Source organism: Prevotella merdae, assembly GCF_900290275.1.
GTDB classification, from domain to species: Bacteria; Bacteroidota; Bacteroidia; order Bacteroidales; family Bacteroidaceae; genus Prevotella; species Prevotella merdae.
Window position 1 is genome coordinate 809,127 of sequence record NZ_LT985323.1, and the last position, 22,040, is coordinate 831,166.

The window sequence follows — 22,040 nt, forward strand, 5'->3', positions numbered from 1 at the left end:
AGTGAGAAAGAACGCTTTTGGTCCTCTCTCACTGCTATAGTAAAAGTAACAGAAATACTATACTGTGTTTATATTGTTTACTCGCCGAAAGCAGCTGCCTCTGCAGCAGCAATAATATCCTCGCGGCTTTGCTCGCGTGCCGATATATGACTGAGGTCAAACTCCTTGTCGTCAAGATTGAGTTTGTCGTCAACATTATCATTAGCAGGTGTATCAACCTTGTCATTAGCTTTAGAAGCAATATCCTCTGCAGAAGAATTGTCGTTGCGGTACATAGGCGAGCGACGCTCGCGCTTCTTATTCTTACGATTCAATACCTCTACGGCAGCTTCAGCGTGTGCCTCCACCTCAGGACTAAGTACAATAAAGTCGTCGGCTGTCTGTTCTATTACCGGAACATTCTCTACGGGCTCTTCCTCCATCTTTGTACGATTGGTCTTTGCGGCAAATACAAGGTCTATAAACTGTGGCTCCTTGCGCAGCTTCTCAAGTGTAAGCTTTGACGCAAGCTGCTGACTCTCCTTCTTACTATAGCCCTCTCCTGAGCATCCTTCCACATCCTCAAGCAATACCTGATACTTGAATACGGGCGAACCAGTCTTGTCCTTCTCTTGCTTCAATATCTTGAAGTCTATGCGCACACGATTCTTCTGGCTCCATTCGATGAGCTTGCTCTTGAAGTTTACCTCCTTATAAGCAACCTTGTCGATGTTTATCATTTGTGCCAGTATGCGCTTGCGCATGAACTCCATGCAAGCATCGTAGCCTCTGTCGAGATATATAGCTCCTACAAGAGCCTCGAAGGCATTGCCGCCCATATACGAGTTGTGCGACGAGGAACGTCCGTTTGAAAGAATTAGTTGGTTGATACCCATCTCCTGGGCAAGTCGGTTTAGAGTGTCGCGTTGCACAAGCTTAGAGCGGGTGTTTGTCAAGAATCCCTCTCTTTTGCCAGGAAAGTGTCGGTAAACGATGTCGCCCACAGTGGCATCTAAAATGGCATCGCCCAAGAACTCAAGTCGCTCGTTATTAACAGGACGTCCCTTGGCATTGCGCTTGTACATACTTTTGTGCATGAGCGCAAGCTTATAGTAGCTTATGTCGTGCGGATAAAAGCCAATTATTTGGCGTAAAGACAAATAAAGCTCCTTGTCCTTGCGGAAAGGGAGCTTCATTCTGTCTATGAGATTACTCAGCATATTTCTTGAATATTACACATGCGTTGTGGCCTCCGAAACCGAATGTGTTGCTCAATGCAGCACGAATCTCACGTTTCTGCGCCTTATTGAAGGTGTAGTTGAGATTATAGTCGATTTCTGGATCCTGGTCGTCTTCCTCGTGGTTGATAGTTGGTGGAACGATATCGTTCTTTACTGCAAGCACTGAAGCAAGAGCCTCTACTGCACCAGCTGCACCAAGAAGGTGACCAGTCATTGACTTTGTAGAGCTGATGTTGAGCTTGTATGCAGCCTCACCAAACACCTGCTTGATGGCCTTAGCCTCAGAGATGTCACCTACGTGGGTAGATGTGCCGTGTACGTTGATATAGTCGATGTCCTCTGGCTTCAAACCAGCGTCCTCAAGTGCGTTCTCCATTACGAGACGTGCTCCAAGACCCTCTGGGTGAGAAGCTGTAATATGATGTGCGTCGGCAGACATGCCTTCGCCAACCATTTCTGCGTATATTTTAGCTCCGCGTGCCTTGGCATGCTCAAGTTCCTCAAGTATGAGGCAGCCAGCACCTTCGCCCATAATAAATCCGTCGCGACTTGCACTAAACGGACGTGATGCATGCTCGGGATCGTCATTGCGTGTAGAGAGAGCGTGCATAGCATTAAAGCCGCCTACACCAGCAGCTGTGATAGCTGCCTCTGCACCACCACTAACGATGACATTAGCCTTGCCCAAGCGAATGAGGTTGAAAGCATCAGCAAGAGCGTTTGTTGAAGAAGCACAAGCCGATGTTGTTGTATAGTTAGGACCGTGGAATCCGTACTGTATAGAGATCAAGCCCGAAGCGATGTCGGCAATCATCTTAGGGATGAAGAAAGGATTGAACTTAGGACCTGCATCCTGGTGCTGTGCATAATAGCCTACTTCTTCCTCGAATGTCTTGATACCACCGATACCTACACCGAAGATAACACCAATACGGTTCTTGTCTTCTGCCTCAAGGTCCATACCCGAATCCTGTACAGCCTGCATAGCTGATATCATGGCCAACTGTGCATAGCGGTCCATCTTGCGTGCTTCCTTGCGATCGATGAAATCGTTAACCTTAAGATTCTTAACCTCGCAAGCAAACTGGGTCTTAAACTGTGAAGCGTCAAATTGTGTGATAGGGGCTGCGCCGCTTACACCGGCGACAAGGTTGTTCCAGGTATCCTCAACGTTGTTGCCCAATGGGGTAACAGCACCAAGACCTGTAACTACTACTCTTTTTAATTCCATTTAAATATAAAATCAGTTCATGGTTAAAAAAATGGTTTATGGTTTATGTGGCACAAGTGGAATTTTTTAAACAAATAAAATGCTTGTTGCCATCATGCGCACCATAAACTATAAACCATAAACCTTATTTATTTTGCGTTCTCCTCGATGTATGCGATAGCGTCGCCTACAGTGCCGATCTTCTCAGCCTTGTCATCAGGGATAGAGATACCAAACTCCTTCTCGAACTCCATGATGAGCTCTACAGTGTCAAGAGAGTCTGCACCAAGGTCGTTTGTGAAGCTTGCTTCAGCCTTAACGTCTGCCTCGTCTACACCGAGTTTGTCAACGATGATAGCCTTTACTTTTGATTCGATTTCTGACATAATTCTTAATTTAAAGTGTTTATAATATTAATTTCAAGTTTAAAAACTGGATGCAAAGGAACACATTTTTATTTAATTGGGCAAATATTTTACTATAAAAAGGCACATTGTGTGCACAAACACCCTATAAATGTGCATATATTTGGGTTATTTTCTTTCTATTTCAAAGAATTACAGGGACTTTATCATGTAAAATTAGTACCTTTGCAAGGTTGTATAAGCCTTGTCTGTCAATGGATATGCACACCCGTACGAAATAAATACAAAACAATATAAACAATGGAAGAAAACAAGTTTAAACGCACCACCGTAACGGCTGCCTTGCCATATGCAAATGGTGGTGTACACATTGGCCATTTGGCTGGTGTGTATGTGCCTGCCGACATCTATGTTCGCTACCTACGCCTTAAGAAGCAAAAGGTAATGTTTATAGGTGGTAGCGACGAGCACGGTGTACCAGTTACCATCCGCGCACGCAAGGAGGGTATTACAGTTCAGGAGGTAGTAGACCGCTACCACAATCTTATTAAGAAGTCGTTTGAGGACTTCGGTATATCATTCGACATTTACAGTCGCACAACCTCGAAGATTCATCACAAGTTTGCATCCGACTTCTTCCGCACTCTCTACGACAAGCACGAGCTTGTAGAGAAAACAGAGGAACAGTTCTGCGACGAGGTTACTGGCGAGTTCCTTACCGACCGTAATATCGTTGGCACATGTCCGCGTTGTGGTGCCGAGGGAGCCTATGGTGACCAATGCGAGAAGTGTGGTGCCACACTCTCTCCTGAGGAGCTTATCAACCCTACCAACAAGAACAATCCTGGTCACGGATTGATTAAAAAGGCAACAAAGAACTGGTATTTGCCACTTAACAACTATCAGGAATGGTTGAAGCAATGGATTCTTGAGGACCACAAAGAGTGGCGTCCTAACGTATATGGCCAATGCAAGTCGTGGCTCGATATGGATTTGCAGCCACGCGCAATGACACGCGACCTCGATTGGGGTATTCCAGTTCCAGTAGAGGGAGCTGATGGCAAAGTGCTCTATGTTTGGTTTGATGCGCCTATCGGATATATATCTAACACTAAGGAGTTGTGCGATGCTCAACCTGAAAAGTGGGGCACATGGCAAACATGGTGGCAAGATCCTTCATCACGCCTTATCCACTTCATCGGCAAGGACAACATCGTGTTCCACTGCATTGTATTCCCTACAATGCTCAAGGCACATGGCGACTATATCCTTCCTGACAATGTGCCAGCCAATGAGTTCCTTAATCTTGAGAATGATAAGATTTCTACATCACGCAATTGGGCTGTATGGCTCCACGAATATCTTGTAGACTTCCCTGGCAAGCAGGATGTTCTGCGTTATGTGCTTACAGCCAATGCACCAGAGACTAAGGACAACAACTTTACATGGAAAGATTTCCAGGACCGCAACAACAATGAGCTTGTAGCTGTATACGGCAACTTTGTTAACCGTGCATTGCAGCTTACCAAGAAATACTTTGGTGGCGTAGTACCCGAATGCGGCGAACTTCAGGACGTAGACCGCAAGGCTATTGAGGAATTCAAGGATGTTAAGCAGAAGGTAGAGGCATTGTTGGATACATTCAAGTTCCGTGATGCTCAGAAGGAGGCTATGAATCTTGCTCGTATTGGCAACAAATACATAACCGATTGCGAGCCTTGGCACGTAGCAAAGACAGATATGGAGCGTGTTAAGACTATTCTTTATATATCGCTTCAGCTTGTTGCTAACCTCGAGATTGCCTTCGAACCGTTCCTACCATTTAGCTCTGCAAAGTTGCGCGAAATGCTCAACGTATCTGAGACAGAATGGGATCAGCTTGGAAGCACAGAATTGCTTAAGCCAGGACACCAACTTGGTACTCCTGCTCTGCTATTCGAGAAGATTGAAGACGATGCCATAAACGCTCAGCTCCAGAAACTCGAAGACACTAAGAAGGCTAACGAAGCCGCATCGTATGTGGCTGCTCCTATAAAGGAAAATGTAGACTTTGAGACTTTCGAGAAGATGGACATACGTGTTGGTCATATCAAGGACTGCCAGAAGGTGAAGAAGAGCAAGAAGCTCCTTCAGTTTACTATAGACGATGGTTCGGGTGTAGACCGTACTATCCTCAGTGGTATAGCTGCCTACTACGAGCCAGAACAGCTCATTGGCAAAGACGTTCTGTTTGTTGCCAACTTTGCTCCTCGCAAGATGATGGGCATTGAGAGTCAGGGTATGATTCTATCGGCTGTAAACTTCGATGGAACTCTTAATGTAACATCTGTACTCGGAAACGTTAAGCCGGGTTCGCAGGTGGGATAATGTTGCAATAAATACACATTATTATATATAGGCAATTGCGCGGCTCCTTACTAAGAGCCATGCAATTGCCTTTTTTGTTCTATACAACAAGGCAAAGACCCATAATACACATGATATATTTGTTTTAAGCAGTCTCCTTAATGCAAAATAGTTCTTAGTATTATACTAATATTATACTAATATAATGCTATTTTAATACACATAAAACTAAGATAATTATACGCGTCGCCACTAAACGTCATCGTATCTACAAACTGTAATTCAGTTAGTTATATTAACTGCGCAATCGTTTACATTGCATTTTCCCTCCTTTTTGCATTGTTCATACATATTACCACAGAAAAACGTATTAATTTTGGGGCAAGAAATAATATTACCTAAACTTATAAACTAAAAAATTACCGATTGCGACTATGCAAAAAAATTACTTGTTTCTCAATTTATTGGTCATGCTCATAAGCTTGACATTTGGGGGATTTGCAGTCCAACCATCAATGGCGGCAAACGATTACAATCCAACAGTTACGGAAGACGAAATATCTGTCTTCCTTGAAACCTCATTCGACAATGCTAAGGTTTGGGCGTGGAACAACGAAAATCCACAGCTAACCAATGCTGGATGGCCTGGCGATGCTATGACTCTTATGGGCAAAACAGCCAATGGCAAGAACGTATTCAAGTGGACATATACTGGCGACAAGGGCGCACCAACAGCCATAATCTTTACTCATGATGGCGAAAAGAAGCTAAATGGAGGCGACCAGGAATACGTAAACCACGGTTATTATGTTGAAGGCAAATACACCAAGACTATTGAGGTAGCTACCGGCAAGGTGATGGTTTTCTTCGACAATAGTACAGCCAATCTTAAGGATGTTTACTGCTACATTTACAATGGTACTACTGCAGCGCAGGAATGGCCAGGTATGAAAATGTCACTTGACAACGAAACTGAGTATAATGGCAAAAAAGGTTATTATACAGTAGAAGTTCCTCAAGCATTCCTTACTGGTTATTTCGTTATTAATAATGGAGCAGCTGCTTCTAATCTTGCAGGTGAAACCGTTTATGTGAATGGTACTGTAACGGCTATTGAGACTACAACCATGACTGATGTTAAGAAGGCAACAAATGATGCCTGGTACACCATCTCTGGTATCCGCATCAAGAAGCCTACTCAAGCTGGACTCTATATTCACAATGGTAAGAAAGTAATCATCAGAAAATAATAGCAGATTATGAAAAAGACAATCAATTATGGTCTTCTGATGTTGGTGATGCTGTTCACCATGGCATCCAACATCTTCGCAGACAACAAATATGGTCTTAAAGACAATATTCAGGATGGTGTCATCCTTCATTGTTTCGACTGGACGTTGGCAGATATCCAGGAAGAAATTCCTAATATCGCCAAGGCAGGCTTTACTGCAGTTCAGACTTCTCCTGTTCACGAAAGAGCAGGTAAAGGATCCGTTTGGTATGATGTTTATCGTCCATACGATTTTAAAATAGGTAATGGTCTTGGTACTGAAGCTGACCTGAAGGCTCTCTGCGCTAAGGCTCATGAGTATGGTGTCAAGGTGATTGTGGATGTGGTTGCCAACCATACCGACCATCCTAACGTGGCTGAACGCTTGAAGGACGAGAGCCTTTATCATGAACGATTTGGTGTGGGTAACTGGAATGACCGCCATCAGGTTACATTTGGTATGATTGGAATGTGGGACCTCGATACCAACAATCCTACTGTGCAAGCCATCATCAAACAATACATCCAGGATTTGAAGGCCTGTGGTGTGGATGGTATCCGTTGGGATGCTATCAAGCACATCGGTTTGCCTTCTGAGGGTGACTCTTTTATGAAGAATGTGGTGGATCAGACCATGTACAACTATGGTGAGATTCTTGATGGTACTGGTGGTAATGATAATGTCCTTTTCCCAGAGTATCAGACATACATGAGTATTACTGATAATGGTTATGGTAACGGATTTGCCAATTCATTTGCCGGTGGTTCTATCAACGAGTCTGTAGGTAATTTCAATCAGAGAAAGGCAAAGACAGAAAAGTTGGTTTATTGGGGTGAAAGCCATGATACTTATGCCAACGATGGTGGTGAATCAAAGAATAAAAGTCAGAATGTTATCGACCGTGCTTATGCAGTTGTAGCAGGAAACAATGGAGCTACCGCTCTTTATTTCTCCCGTCCTGCTCAGAAGGGAAAGAATGATATCAAATTTGGTGATAAGGGAAGCGTTCACTTCAAAGATGCTGAAGTAGCTCAGGTAAACCACATGCACAATGTTTGTGCCGGCGAGCCAAACTATTATGTAAAAGGTAATGGCGTTTGTGCTCAGGTTCGTAAGAGTGGCGCTATTATCGTATTGGGAAGTGGTTCTGATCGTGACGTAACTGTAGCCAATGGTGCTGGCGACGGCAAGTGGCTTAAGTCTGGTACTTATAAGGATATGGTAGGCGGTGGTGCTTTCACCGTCAATGCTTCTACAATCTCTGGTCATGTTGGCGAGTCAGGTATTGCTGTCATCTATAATGCTGGCCCTATCGTGCTGACTCCTGAAGTTGTTTTCAATCCAGTTGATGGCACAGCCTTCTCAGATGAGTCTCTCACTGTGACTGCTACTCCTTTGAATGCTGTTTCTGCCTGGATTCAGGTGAACGGCGGTGAGAAGCAGACTTTTACTGCAGCCAAGCAGTTTACTGTAGGTGCTGATGTTGCCTATGGTAAGAATGTTACTATCACTTGGGGTGCAACCGACAAGGACGGCAAGACGGAAACAGGTTCGGTAACTTACAAGAAAGTGAAGGCTTATGTTCCTGAATTGGGCAAGGCTGATGAAATCTCCTGTTTCTTGGAGACATCTAATGCGGCAGCAGCCGTATATGTATGGAATGACAAGGTTAAGCCTGTAATTAAGTATGCTGGTGAATGGAATGATGCTATCAATAAAAAGTTGCCTCTTGTAGGTAAGAGTGTTTCTGGAAAGAATGTCTTCAAGTGGACTTATGATGGCACCGAGACAAGTGCTCCTACTCAAATAATTTTCTTGGATGGTAATGGAAATAAGATAACTGCTGACGTGGAGTTTGTCAACCACGGCTACTATGTTGACGGAACATACAGCACTACTGTGACCAAGGTACATGAAGATGAGATCGTTGATCCTGAGTATGTTTACTTCGATAACGCTTCCAACTGGGAGAATGTTTATTGCTACTTCTATAATGGAACAACTTCTTCTTCTGTATGGCCAGGTGTTAAGATGACTTACGATGCTTCTGCTTCTCATAATGGTAAGACAGGATGGTATAAGGCAACGATTCCTACAGCTTACCTCAATGCTAAGTTCTTCATCAACGATGGTACTGCTGGTACTCCTATCAATGGTGCAAATGCTTCTGCTGAAAAGGTAGTAAACGAAGGTGCTGTAGTGGCACCAACTCCAAACCCAGAGCCAGAGCCAACTCCAGAACCTGAGCCAGAGCCAACTCCAGAACCTGAACCTGAGCCAACTCCAACACCTACCCCTAATCCACAGAATCTGGATGCTCAGTATCAGACCAATCCAAATGGTGCAGGTATTAAGAAAACCATTACTGTAGATGGTGACATTAGCGATTGGGATGCAAGTATGATTATAGCACAGGGTGCTGCCAATGACGACCCACGTGTATATATGGATGCTGCCATGCACGAGAATCCTGTCGATCTCTATGCACTTTATGGTTGCTATGACGATAATAACCTCTATCTGATGTGGGAGATGACCAACGTTCAAGATGTGGTAGCTCCAGAAGCAGATTTTCCACTCAGTAATGGTGTGCTGTTCAAAAATTACAATATGCCATTCTTTATCGGCATCAACACCAATAATGCCTCTACAAGAATAGGCAATCATTGTAAGACTACAGCAGGTGGAACTCTATGGGATAGTGGCATTACTTGCGAAAGCCCAGTCAACAAGGTAGTGGTATTCTCAACCAATAACACCAATGGTCCATTCATTTATGGTGGAAGCAGCGCAGGATTAAATGCTTTAGAAGAGGTTGCCTATAAAGAGACAGGTGTTGTTGTGAAGTATGGTATGGGTATTCTCAGCAAAACGATAAAGGGTATTAAAGAATGTTATGGAGAGTCACAGAACCGTCTTGTAGGTGATATGACAAAGGGTACATCTACTTATGTAGATTTCAATACCTTAGGACACAAGTCTTCCCAATACGATTTCCATTACGAAATCTCGATTCCTTTAGCTAAGCTTGGTGTTACAGCTGCCGATGTGGCAAGCAAGGGATTGGGTGTGATGTTAGTAGCTACCTTTGGTACAAGTGGTATGGACTGTCTGCCTTACGACACAAGTATGAGCGACAATGCCGATCAGTCTTATTCAAGAGATCCTTCTACTACACACGAGAAGGAAGATGACGACAATATCACCGTTCCTTTCGCTTATATTGGCAAGCAGAACTAAGAATAGAATATACTAAGGAAAAACATACAGAATATTAATAAGGTTCATCTGGCATTTAGAGTGAAACTAACAGAATTCTAACATTCTATTACTCTAAATACCTGATGAACCTTTTTTATTTTGCAAACAATCCCAGTACCGATTTTAGTACCGCATAACTGGTACTGCAGTACCAGTTATGCGGTACTGGAGTTTCATATAGCTGGTACTGCAGTTTATACTAACTGGTACTGGCAATTATATTATATTACTTGTCCTCCAATACAAACCTCTACAATAATCGATATCACACTAATAGCTGAAAGAACCTTTTATACCGCCACTTCCAGAACAAATGTAGTATGAAATCCGGCTACGGGCGTATCGGCAAGCCACAAATTGCCACCGCAAGCCATCATCATTTGCCGGGCGATAGCCAAGCCTATGCCCTGCCCCGTCTTCTTGGTTGTGAAGAACGGGATAAATATCTCTCTTGCCACTTCTGTCGCTATTGGTTGCCCGTCGTTGCTTACAAGCATCTGCATTGTAGAGGCATTGTCTTGCTTGCCGCCATTGCCTGAAGCTTCGACCATGCGTATGTCAACAGAGCGTGCTCCAGCCTCAACGGCATTCTTTATTATATTGGTCAACACTTGCCGCAGCATACCTTGGTCGGTATCTACCGATGTCGGGGCATCAAGCCCGATGTGCCATTGCAGGTCGGGATAAAGTGTCGGGATGGTCCTGACAAACTGCCTTAGGTCGAGAGGTTGTATATCGGCAGGTTGCAATAGGGTTAGTTTGCGGTAGCTGTCTACAAAGGTCGACAGACCAAGACTGGTGTCGTATATGGCGCGCATACCTTCTTCGAGAGGGGTGCCCTTAACCATAGGCGACGATATATATGCCTGTGTGATGCTCTGTATAGGTGCCACCGAATTCATAATCTCATGGGTAAGCACACGTGTCAGTCGTCGCCACGACTCCACCTCGCTTCGTGCAAGCAGTCGGTTTATCTCGCTACCCATATCATTTAGGGCTTCCTGCAAGTCGCGCTCACCTGGAAAGAGCCTGTCTGTAGGCAGACGAAAGGTGAAGTCGTGATTGTGCAGAGCTTCGCGCATAAGATGGGCACGAAGGGAAAGAAGGCGTTGATGGCGGATGAAAAGGAATAACAGTATGACAAGAACAATAGCCACAAGCACCCACCCACCTATAGGGAGTAGAGCCATATATGATGACAGGGGATATATATATAATAAGGTGTGGTATAACATAGATTTATTTTATCAGGAAAACATTAACAACAATTACACGATTGTCAATTTTTCTCATTCCTCCTTATCCGCTTGGCCACGAGGGGGCAAGGCCTTAAGCTTCTTGTAGAGCGTCTGTCTCGTAATACCCAACATCTCTGCAGCCTTGCTCATATTGCCACGACAATGCTCAACAGCACGCTGCACGTGCTCCTGCTCCATTTGTTCGAGTGGCATCACCTCACGGTTCTTGTCTATTGCATCATGTAGGGTAGCTATTAGCTTGTCGTTATCCCATGGCTTGGTAACAAAGTCGGCTGCTCCATACTTAAGTCCCTTAACAGCCAACTGCACATCTGCGTATGCAGTAATAAGCACAACGGGCGTATTGGGATGCAGCTTCTTTATTGTTCGCAACCAGAACAATCCGTCTTGCCCCGTATTTACGCCGAGCGAGAAGTTCATATCGAGCAACACAGCATCCACATTCTGTTCATTTGAAAGAGTAGGCACAAGATTATCGGGCGACGTCATAGTAATGATGTGCTCAAACTCTGTGGCAAGACATATCTTAAGTGCCGTAAGAATGGCAGCATTGTCGTCGACAACTATAAGAGTGTTGTAAGAATAAGTCATATTTTTTGCTTGCAAATGTAAATAAAAATAGTCGCTATTCAAATGATTTATTCGGATTTAACATTGGTTAGTGCCATACTTATGAGAAAGCAGTTTTTGCGGCAGAGATTAAATACTATAGGCAAGAAGCATAAAATCAAGATATTTATTAGGTTAAATGGATTAAAAAGTATAAATTTGTAAGCGAATTAGACAACGATTGCTATTTTAAACACAGATTTATGAGAAAGTCTATTACACTTACAATTGCATTTTTACTTGCATCTATGTCATCAATTCTGATGGCCAACCCAGTGCAAAAGAAAAACAATGCAACCACAGTAAGTCGTGCCTATGCACTACGTGTATATGACGACAGTTGGGGAAAGAACAACTCTCAAACGGAGCTTGTTTCGTTCGATGTTGACAATCCAAATGAGATGACCGTCGAACAAAAGTTTGAGAATAAGCTGGCTCGTGCTGCCACTTATGTTGATGGAACATACTATATGTTGGAAAGCGATGATGGCTATGTGGCATACCGTTTTTCTTCGTATGATGTAAACACTAAAGAATACAAGGTAATAAAGGAATATAAGACATCCGACTTAGAGAATGCATTAATGATACAATGTATGACCTATGACCCTACCACAAAGAAAATATTCCTCTATGCATTCGACATTCTAAATTCTACTGGTGGAGAGGAAGAAGGTGGAGAGCTTGACATTCCTTTTGAATTGCTGACAATAGACCCAGCTACTGGTAAAGCCACTGTTGTAGGCGAAAATACTATGCAGCAAATTCTAACTCTTGCTGTATCGGCTGATGGATATATGTATGGCATTGACACCAATGGTACACTTTGGGGTATCAATAAGACCAATGGTTCGCTCTTATACGAGGAGGGTTATGCATCAGTACAACCAAAGAGTTTGCAATCAATGGCATTCGACACAAAGAACAATCTGCTTTATTGGGCAGGATTCACCACAACCTCAATAGGTAGTGGTTCTGGTTTCTTTGGCAAATTCAGTTTCTCTGAAGATGAAGGTTGGATGTATTCCAATTTAAGCAATCTCAACAGCAATTCAGAATTGGTAGGGTTGTATATCGATAGCGACCCAGCACCTAAGGGATCGCCATCAGCAGTAAGCAATCTTGCATTGAAGGCTGCCGACAATGGCAAACTGCAAGCAACCCTAACATGGACCAACCCACAATTCACTACAGGTGGCGAGCCTTTATCTGGTACGCACACTGTAAAGGTATATCGTGACGACCAGCTTCTTGCTACTGTTGACAATCAGACAGCTGGCAGTAATGGTAGTGTTGTAATTACAGAAACAACATCAGGCATAAAGGGATACACAGTAGGCGTTTCAAACGCTTATGGTGATGGACGTACTGCATACGTTGAAGGTTTTGTTGGTAGAGACACTCCGGGAGATATAGTAAACCTCAAGCTCACAAAAGATGCAGACAATCAACTTTCGGTTAGTTGGGACGCACCTGCTACGGGTATGCATGGCGGATGGTATGACACAAGCACATTGAAATATAATGTTGTTCGCCTACCTGATAATGCAGAATTGGCTACTGGCATCACAGACAAAAAGTATACCGATGCCAATATTGAAAAGATGGGCGGCTATAGCTATAGCGTGACCGCTACAAATGTTGATGGTAATGGAGCTACAGTTGAATCGGGACAAGAGTTTGCCGGTAATCCGATAGAGATGCCATTTAGCTGCAACTTCTCTACTTCTGAACTTGTACGTCTGTGGAAGGTATATGATGCCGATAAAGACGGACAGACATGGTATTCGGCAAAGAACAATGTTGAATCGTTTATGAAATATTTCCCTGACCAAGAGTTGTCACCTGACTTAAAGTCGAACGATTGGTTGATTTCTGCTCCAATGCGCTTTGAAGCTGGAAAGACATATACATTGCAATATTGGGAGCGTACGCAAGGCCAGTTGTTCCCAGTAAACTATAACATAACAATAGGTAAAGGTACTACTCCTGAGGCTCAAACCACAATACTCAGCAACGAACGCGACATTGTAAATCAGAGTATGGAGCAAAAGACTGTTGTTATAACTGTTCCTGAGACTGGTGTATATAGCATCGGATTCCAGGTTCTTAATCGCGTGTCATTCCATCTGAAGGATGTTGTAATTGAACAGCGCAATGCTGTGGAACTTGCAGCAGAAGCATTCAGCGGAAGCAATGCTCCAGTAGTAGGCGAAGCATCTGAATATACTGTTAAGGTAAAGAACAATGGTTACGAACAGCAAAGCAACTTTGAGGTACAATTACTTGACAGCGATGACAATGTGCTTGCATCCAACTCAACTGGTGTGGTAGAACCATTTGAAAGCAAAGACATTGTTGTGGCATGGACTCCACAAGCAGAAGGCAAATTCAAGATTCACGCTCGCGTAGTGGCAGATGGTGATGCAGATGCGACAAATAACGATACCGAGGAGAAAACCGTTACAGTACTTGCCAATGGTTCATGGGTAGACGTTGCTATAAATCATCAATCAGAGAATAGCATGTCGCCATTTAATGTAATGAAGAAGTATAGTATTGCCCAGACTATCTACGATTCTGACAGCTTGAATTGTGGCAATGTTATCATTAAAGGCTTGATGTTCTATTACAAAGCAACTACAGAGAACAACGATTTCCCAGTAGAGATTTATCTTGCCAATACTGATAAAGAGAACTTCAACGACATGGAGGCTGTACCTGAAAACGAATTTACCCTTGTTTATGATGGCAAACTGGCTATACCAGTTGACCAGACAACAACAATGGTACTATTTGACAAACCATTTGCATATGACGGGCAGAAGAATCTGGCTATGATGACACGTGGCAATGCCGGCAGTCTGCTTAAAGGCATATACTTTATGTCACAATACATAAGTGCTGACAAAGATAAACATATGTGGTATGACTTTAGCGCAACAGAACGAGTTCCATTCCCTTCTAACGTGCTAAGAACAACCAAAGACCGTGCAAGCGTGTCGTTCTTTACCACAAAGCAAACCGACGGTATAAACAGCGTAAATGCTACAGAATACGATATTGATGTAAAGATGGTTGGCAATATCCTGACTGTAAATGGCGAATACGACAATATGCGCATTTATAGTGTAGCAGGCCAGCTTGTTGGTGAAAATGCTCATCATGATAATTATATCAATATGAGCAAATACCAGACAGGCGTTTACCTTCTTGAATTTGTTAAGGGCAACGCTAAAACAGTTAAGCGTGTTATAGTGAAATAATTGTATAGGGCGTATCAAAAGTTTTCTACTTTGATACGCCTTTTTTTTAGTTATATACAGAATCATACAAACAACAATAGCCTTATACCCAGCTATTCGGCATCCTTTCAGTTAAAATAACTAAAAAACGGCAGTTCTCTCGCTTGTTTTGGGTAATTTTGCAGTTTACAGATTTCATAAGAATTAACGAGTAACCAATGAGCTTAACAGGCATCATACGCAATGCGTTCATTCCCCGACAGCATAAGCTGGAACGCCACTTCACAGAACCAGAATCTCTGCAACATGAGGTTCTGCAACACTTGCTGCAAAGTGCAGCCAACACCGAATACGGACGCAGCCATCTATTTGGCTCAACACGTACATACGAAGACTTTGTACGCAACGTGCCGGTAAACACATACGAAGAGCTTAAGGCCGATATCGACAGAATGAGACATGGCGAAGCTAACATACTTTGGCCAGGAACCGTTAAATGGTATGCCAAGTCGTCGGGCACAACCAACGACAAGAGCAAGTTTATACCCGTGTCTTACGAGGGTCTTAAGCGTATACACTATCAAGGAGGCACAGATGTTGTGGCTTTGTATCTGCAGAACAACCCGAAAAGCCGCATGTTTGATGGTAAGGGACTTATACTTGGAGGATCACACTCGCCCAACTATAATCTCGCCGACTCGCTTGTGGGTGACCTAAGTGCTATACTTATCGAGAATATCAATCCGCTTGTAAACCTGATACGTGTGCCTAAGAAGCAGACGGCTTTGCTGTCTGACTTTGAATTGAAGCGCGACCGTATTGCCCACGAGTGTCTTAATAAGAATGTAACCAATCTGTCTGGTGTGCCTTCATGGATGCTTAGCGTACTGGTGCGTGTGCTTGAGATATCGGGAAAGGAGAGCATTGACGAAGTATGGCCTAACCTTGAGGTATTCTTCCACGGAGGTATTGCCTTTACACCATACCGTCCACAATACGAGCACATCATCAAGTCGGCCAACATGCACTATATGGAGACATATAACGCATCCGAGGGTTTCTTCGGCATACAGAACGACCCAACCGACAAATCGATGCTGCTGATGCTTGACTATGGTGTATACTACGAGTTTTTGCCTATGGACGAGTTTGACTCGCCCAACCCTAATATCGTACCACTCGAAGGTGTGGAGACGGGACGCAACTATGCTATGCTCATTAGTACGTCTTGCGGATTATGGCGATATATGATTGGCGATACTGTGAAGTTTACATCCAAACGTCCGTACAAGTTTGTTATTACCGGACGTACCAAATACTTTATCAACGCCTTTGGCGAGGAACTTATTCAGGACAACGCCGAGAAAGGACTGGCATATGCTTGCGAGAAGACGGGAGCCGAGGTAAAGGAATATACTGCAGCGCCTGTATTTATGGACCAAAATGCAAAGTGCCGCCATCAATGGCTTATAGAGTTTGCCAAGAAGCCAGCCAATCTTACCGAGTTTGCCGACCTTCTTGACAAACGTCTTCAGGAAATCAATTCCGACTACGAGGCCAAGCGATTCCATGACATAACCCTACAACATCTCGAAGTAGTGGAGGCACGACCTGGACAATTTGACGACTGGTTGCGCTCAAAAGGCAAGTTAGGAGGCCAGCACAAGATTCCAAGACTGTCTAACAACAGACAGTATATTGAGGAGATAATGGGGTAAGCACATAATTGTACTGTCATATATGAAGAATATACTTATATATATATATCATAACATTCTACACTACCCTCATACGGGAAGGAGAGAAACCGCTTTGCGGTTATGGATGGGACTATTATGCCTTATCCTTCTTGCCTCTTGTGCCCGTATGGGACGTCCTGATGGAGGATGGTATGACGAGACACCTCCACATGTTGTGGCTGCATATCCAGAGGATGGAGGCACAAACGTTACAGCCAAGAAGGTGCGCATACTATTCGATGAATTCATCAAGATAGAGAATGCTACAGAGAAGGTTGTGGTATCGCCACCACAAATGGAGCAAGCCGAGATTAAGTCTACTGGAAAACGTATTGAGGTGCAGCTTAAAGACTCGCTGTTGCCTAATACAACCTACACAATCGACTTCTCGGATGCTATCAGCGACAATAACGAGGGCAATCCATTAGGCAATTATACATATAGCTTTGCTACGGGCGACCATATAGACACATTGGAGGTAGCTGGATGTGTGCTGCAAGCTGACAATCTGGAACCAGTAAAGGGAATACTTGTTGGTTTGTATGGCGAGATGGAAGACTCGTGCTTTATAAAGAAACCTATGTTGCGTGTGGCTCGTGCCGACTCGCGCGGACATTTCATAATACGTGGTGTAGCACCAGGCAATTACCGCATATATGCTTTGCAAGACCAGGACGGCGACTATCGTTTCTCGCAAAAGAGTGAGCAGATTGCATTCTCATGCGATACTATCACTCCATCGTTCTGTGACGCTGTACGACAGGACACTACATGGATTGACTCGCTGCATATCAAGGACATAACACGTGTGGGATATACAAGGTTTACCCCGGACAATATTGTGCTGCGTGCATTCAACGAGACTCTTACAGACAGGTTCTTCCTTAAAGCCGAACGTCAGGAGCCCGATCACTTTACGCTGTTCTTTAGTTATGGAGACAAGAGTCTGCCTGAATTGCGCGGACTAAACTTTGATGACAGCAACGCATTCATAATAGAGCCAACGGTACGTCGCGACACTATAACTTATTGGTTGCGCGACACTACGCTTGTAAACCAAGACACGCTGAGCATTGAGCTTAAGTATATGGCTACAGACACCCTTGGATGTCTGCAACCACAAACAGATACTCTGCAGATATTATCGAAGTTGCCATATGCCAAACGACTTAAGGATGCGCAGAAAGAGTACAACGACTGGCACAAGAAGCAAGAAAAGAAACGCAAACGAGGCGAACCTTACGACTCGGTTATGCCACCACGCTTGCTGACACCACAGATACAGATAAACTCCACACTCGATCCTGACCGTGATGTGCGATTGACGTTCAAGTGTCCACTCGCCTTGGTTGACTCGTCAAAGATACATCTTTATGCCAAACGTGACACTCTGTGGTACGACACTCCGCTACGCATAAGCCCCGTAATAGAACGTATACCTGGCGACACAGCCACTGCTGATATAGCCAAGTCGCTGAGGATGTATGACATACAAGCCGCTTGGCAACCAGATACAGAATATAGTTTGGAGATGGACTCATTGGCATTTGCCGACATATACGGTCTGCATTCGCCTAAGCTGAAGCAAGGATTCAAGGTGAAATCGCTCGACGAATACAGCTCATTGGTATTTACCATTCCTCAGGCTAAGGGCGAGAACATCGTTGTTGAGCTTCTTAATCAGCAGGATGCAGCTGTAAAGCGTACCAATGTAGTGGATGGAACAGCACAGTTCTTCTACATTACACCAGGCATATATTATGCCCGACTCTTCTACGACGACAATAACAACGGCGTATGGGATACAGGCGAATATGCAACAGGACGACAGCCTGAACTTACGTGCTACTATCCTGATGAGATAGAATGCAAAGCTAAGTGGGACGTAACACTCAACTGGAATCCGAAGGAGCGTACTGCCGAACAGCAGAAGCCGGCAAAGATAACCAAGCAGAAGGCGGAGCAGCAACGCAAGATACAGCAACGCAACATAGAAAGAGCAAGAAAAATGGGTATACCATACCCGTTCTAACAAGAACGGGACTTACACACAATCACCTTTAAACTGAATAAGGATGAACAAGATGAAACAGCTTTTGGTAACAATGGCAATGCTCCTTGTGGGCATAACCACAACTAACGCACAATGCAAGTTTCAGAACACAGCGTTCAAGTCGGGCGAGTTTCTTACCTACAACCTCTACTTCAATTGGAAGTTTGTTTGGGTTAAGGTGGGCAACGCATCGATGTCGACTGTAGAGAGCAAGTATCACGGCAAGCCGGCATACCGATCGTCGCTTATAACACGCACATCGCATAATGCCGACAAGTTCTTCGTTATGCGCGACACACTTTTGTGTTACAACTCTACACATCTCGAACCTCTATACTTCCGCAAGGGAGCACAAGAGGGCAAACGCTATACCGTGGACGAGGCTTTCTTCAGTTATCCTAATAATAAGGTGCATATCAAGCAACACCGTTTGCGCCATAATGGCGAGAACGTATACAAGGAATGGCACCGTAACGACTGCACCTATGACATGCTGAGCATATTCTTGCGTGCACGCTCGTTCAACCCTGAAGGATGGAAAAAAGGCACACGCGTTAATTTCCCTATAACCGACGGCACAAAGATTATTACAGCCATGCTCGAATACAAGGGAAAGACAACTGTTAAGGCCGATAATGGTGTGAAGTATCGCTGTCTGCAACTATCGTATATGGAACACGAAGACGGCAAGTACAAGGAGATTGTGCGTTTTTATGTAAGCGATGATGCCAACCACGTGCCTGTACGTCTTGACATGTTCCTTAAGTTTGGTTCTGCAAAGGCTTTCCTTGTAGGAGCAAAGGGCGTAAAGAGCAAGATGACATCAATTGTGAAGTAGGCTCGTTGAGCAACAATAAAAAAGACAAAACAATATGTCCAAGCACAAAGTATATACATTATATATTATCGTAGGCGTGACGATGTTGCTCGCCGCATGCACCATGCCTGCCAAACAGCAAACAGTAGGCAATAAGGCGAGGCATCAGTTCACTAACGAGATATTGCTTGGCTATACACCTGTTAAGAACCAAGGACGCAATCCACTATGTTGGGCCTACTCTATGCTTGCCACAATAGAGACCGAACATATAATGATGGGCGACTCGGTAAACTTGTCAGTAGACTACGTAGCACGCAATATGCTTATGGAACAAACCCGACGCCACTTTTTGGCTAACGGTAAATTTCGTATAAATATGCGTGGTACCATGCCGCTGCTGCTAAGACTTCTGAACGAATACGGCGCAATGCCATACGACTCGTACAACAACAGGGACATAAACTACAAGAGTCTTGCCAAGCGTATGTCAACGCTATCCGAAGCTTCGGCTAACATGAGTCTACTCGAAGAACGTGCAGAAAGAGTGCTCGACGACCATATCGGCGCCTTGCCACCACACGTCTTTATGTTAGGAGCTGAATATACACCACAAGAGTTTGCCCATAGCGTGTGTATGCGAAACGAGTACATGGCCATGACAAGCTTTACACATCACCCGTTCGACGAGATGTTTGTGCTTGAGATACCCGACAACTACAACAACGATCCCTTCTATAATGTGCCTATAGATGTGTTGATGAACCGTATAGAGAAGTCTATACGTGCTGGACACCCAGTGTGTTGGGAGGGTGACATAACAGAAAAAGGTTTCTCTTTCAAGGATGGTGTAGCAATGCTTGGCAAAGAACAGCCGTGCACACAGCAACAGCGACAGACAGCTTTTGAGAACCGTAGTACAACAGACGACCATTGTATGGCACTTATAGGATTGGCACACGACAAGCAAGGACACCGCTTCTATATAGCAAAGAATTCATGGGGAACAGACAATCCTTATGGCGGCTTGATGTACCTATCGGAAAACTATATAAGGATGAAGACAGTTGCGGTAGTAGTAAAGAACATGTAAAAAAAGGGAAGGTTTCTCGGCTGAGAAACCTTCCCTTTATATTATTGTGGTTTGCACAAAAGCGCCGAAGCACCCATATGCAAGTCTTGCCACTGATTAGTTGAGAGCATCTGCAAACTCAGCGCCAGCCTTAAACTTGGCTACCTTCTTAGCTGCGATGGCAATCTTCTCCTTAGTTGCAGGGTTGATACCCTCACGAGCAGGACGCTCATTTACGCTGAATGTGCCGAAGCCGATAAGCTGAACCTTGTCGCCTTCAACAAGAGCATTCTTAATTGCCTCTATTGTAGCCTCAAGAGCCTTCTTGGCATCACCCTTGCTAAGATCAGCAGCTACTGCTATCTTCTCGATCAATTCTGTCTTGTTCATAATTTTTGAATGTATTAAAGTGTTTATAAATTGAATATCACGTAATTATACCTATTAGGGCACACAAATTTAGATTATTCCTTTCATAAAACAAACAAAAAACAGAAAAAAGTTCATAAAAACCCGAAAAAAAGCGTCATAACCCCCTATTTAATAGGCTATAACGGGATTTTTTCGTACTTTTGTGCTTTAAAACCAACGTTTATATACAGAATCTTAATATGCAAAACATTCCAACGGTTACACGTAGCCTACTTATAGCCAATGTTGTTGTATTTCTTGCCACAATGTTGCTGTCGTATGTAGGTCTCGACCTTAACAGAGTGCTTGGACTGCACTTTATCCTTGCACCCAACTTCCAGGCTTATCAGCTGCTGACATATATGTTTGCACACGGAGGCTGGAGCCACATTTTCTTCAACATGTTTGCTTTATGGATGTTTGGAGGTATAGTGGAACGCACATGGGGACCGCGCAAGTTTCTCTTCTATTATATGGTATGCGGCATTGGTGCCGGACTCTTTCAAGAGCTTGCACAGCTTGGCGAATTCTACTATATAGCTTCAAACAACCTTGCCAACTTCAACATATCGCAAACCATGCTTGTAGCCGAAGCCAACGCTCCTATGCTAAACTCATGGACTACGGTAGGAGCCTCGGGTGCTATATATGGCATTCTGCTTGCATTTGGCATGCTTTATCCAGAAGAGCGCATGTTTATCTTCCCGCTTCCGGTGCCCATCAAGGCTAAATGGTTTGTTGTAGGATATGCAGCCATTGAGTTGTTCATGGCTTTCTCTACAGCTAACGACGGTGTCGCACACATTGCCCACCTCGGAGGTATGGTGTTCGGATTCTTCCTAATACGTTATTGGCGCCGACATCCAAGCATAGGTTATGGCAGACGTGGCGGACAGCAATTCTTCGATTCCTTGCGCTCGTCATGGGAACGACGTACCAACAAACACGCTAACGGCTTTAATTCATCAACACGCCAGTCAAACAGTTCTGCCAACACACGCAGCGAGAGTGACTGGGACTATAATGCACGACGTAAAGCCCAGCAAGAAGAGGTAGACCGCATACTTGATAAGATTCGTCGCTCTGGCTACGACAGCCTTACACGCGAGGAAAAACAGCGTCTGTTTGATAACAGTCGCAAATAGAAACCCCCAACACTATG

The 22,040-nt window shown here is 44.1% G+C and carries 15 protein-coding genes; 9 read left to right on the top strand and 6 right to left on the bottom strand.

The window, feature by feature from the left end; translation table 11 throughout:
* Positions 1-77 precede the first annotated feature (77 nt).
* The 3 genes from rnc to C9991_RS03265 all read right to left on the bottom strand — a co-directional run bounded on the left by rnc (position 78) and on the right by C9991_RS03265 (position 2,816).
* On the bottom strand, positions 78-1,199 hold the full coding sequence (gene rnc / locus C9991_RS03255) for a ribonuclease III (RefSeq protein ID WP_106811176.1): 1,122 nt from the start codon (positions 1,197-1,199) through the stop codon (positions 78-80).
* On the bottom strand, positions 1,189-2,451 hold the full coding sequence (gene fabF / locus C9991_RS03260) for a beta-ketoacyl-ACP synthase II (protein WP_106811177.1): 1,263 nt from the start codon (positions 2,449-2,451) through the stop codon (positions 1,189-1,191). The genes rnc and fabF overlap by 11 nt, the downstream gene beginning before the upstream one ends.
* A 128-nt stretch (positions 2,452-2,579) precedes the next feature.
* Complete coding sequence (locus C9991_RS03265) at positions 2,580-2,816, bottom strand: acyl carrier protein (protein ID WP_106811178.1); 237 nt, start codon at positions 2,814-2,816, stop codon at positions 2,580-2,582.
* Positions 2,817-3,095: 279 nt separating this feature from the next.
* Here C9991_RS03265 and metG point away from each other — a divergent pair, with 279 nt between their 5' ends.
* From metG to C9991_RS03280, 3 genes are all read left to right on the top strand, one after another.
* Positions 3,096-5,162: a methionine--tRNA ligase gene (metG, locus tag C9991_RS03270; protein WP_106811179.1), complete on the top strand. Its 2,067-nt coding sequence runs from the start codon at positions 3,096-3,098 to the stop codon at positions 5,160-5,162.
* Positions 5,163-5,611: 449 nt separating this feature from the next.
* On the top strand, positions 5,612-6,391 hold the full coding sequence (locus tag C9991_RS03275; protein ID WP_198643739.1) for a starch-binding protein: 780 nt from the start codon (positions 5,612-5,614) through the stop codon (positions 6,389-6,391).
* Positions 6,392-6,400: 9 nt separating this feature from the next.
* Positions 6,401-9,652 (top strand): alpha-amylase family glycosyl hydrolase, encoded by a 3,252-nt coding sequence (locus C9991_RS03280; RefSeq protein ID WP_106811181.1) that lies wholly within the window; start codon positions 6,401-6,403, stop codon positions 9,650-9,652.
* A gap of 311 nt (positions 9,653-9,963) precedes the next feature.
* Here the strand turns inward: C9991_RS03280 and C9991_RS03285 are convergent, their stop codons facing one another.
* A complete protein-coding gene (locus C9991_RS03285) occupies positions 9,964-10,863 on the bottom strand; it encodes a sensor histidine kinase (RefSeq protein ID WP_106811182.1) in 900 nt (299 codons plus the stop codon).
* Between the two features lie 99 nt (positions 10,864-10,962).
* Complete coding sequence (locus C9991_RS03290) at positions 10,963-11,523, bottom strand: response regulator (protein WP_106811183.1); 561 nt, start codon at positions 11,521-11,523, stop codon at positions 10,963-10,965.
* A 221-nt stretch (positions 11,524-11,744) separates the two neighbouring features.
* Between C9991_RS03290 and C9991_RS03295 the strand changes: the two genes are divergently transcribed.
* From C9991_RS03295 to C9991_RS03315, 5 genes are all read left to right on the top strand, one after another.
* The gene (locus C9991_RS03295; RefSeq protein ID WP_106811184.1) at positions 11,745-14,807 is read left to right on the top strand and encodes a CARDB domain-containing protein; all 3,063 of its coding nucleotides are present in this window, start codon (positions 11,745-11,747) and stop codon (positions 14,805-14,807) included.
* A 197-nt stretch (positions 14,808-15,004) separates the two neighbouring features.
* A complete protein-coding gene (locus C9991_RS03300) occupies positions 15,005-16,504 on the top strand; it encodes a GH3 auxin-responsive promoter family protein (RefSeq protein ID WP_106811185.1) in 1,500 nt (499 codons plus the stop codon).
* 106 nt (positions 16,505-16,610) lie between these two features.
* Positions 16,611-18,557 (top strand): Ig-like domain-containing domain, encoded by a 1,947-nt coding sequence (locus C9991_RS03305; RefSeq protein ID WP_232823230.1) that lies wholly within the window; start codon positions 16,611-16,613, stop codon positions 18,555-18,557.
* Between the two features lie 43 nt (positions 18,558-18,600).
* Positions 18,601-19,416, top strand: coding sequence for a DUF3108 domain-containing protein (locus C9991_RS03310; RefSeq protein WP_106811186.1), 816 nt, complete (start codon positions 18,601-18,603; stop codon positions 19,414-19,416).
* A 34-nt stretch (positions 19,417-19,450) separates the two neighbouring features.
* Complete coding sequence (locus C9991_RS03315) at positions 19,451-20,488, top strand: C1 family peptidase (RefSeq protein ID WP_106811187.1); 1,038 nt, start codon at positions 19,451-19,453, stop codon at positions 20,486-20,488.
* 96 nt (positions 20,489-20,584) lie between these two features.
* Here C9991_RS03315 and C9991_RS03320 read toward each other — a convergent pair whose 3' ends face one another.
* Positions 20,585-20,872 (bottom strand): HU family DNA-binding protein, encoded by a 288-nt coding sequence (locus tag C9991_RS03320; RefSeq protein WP_418851135.1) that lies wholly within the window; start codon positions 20,870-20,872, stop codon positions 20,585-20,587.
* A 206-nt stretch (positions 20,873-21,078) separates the two neighbouring features.
* Here C9991_RS03320 and C9991_RS03325 point away from each other — a divergent pair, with 206 nt between their 5' ends.
* Complete coding sequence (locus C9991_RS03325) at positions 21,079-22,023, top strand: rhomboid family intramembrane serine protease (protein ID WP_106811189.1); 945 nt, start codon at positions 21,079-21,081, stop codon at positions 22,021-22,023.
* The last annotated feature ends 17 nt before the right edge of the window (positions 22,024-22,040 follow it).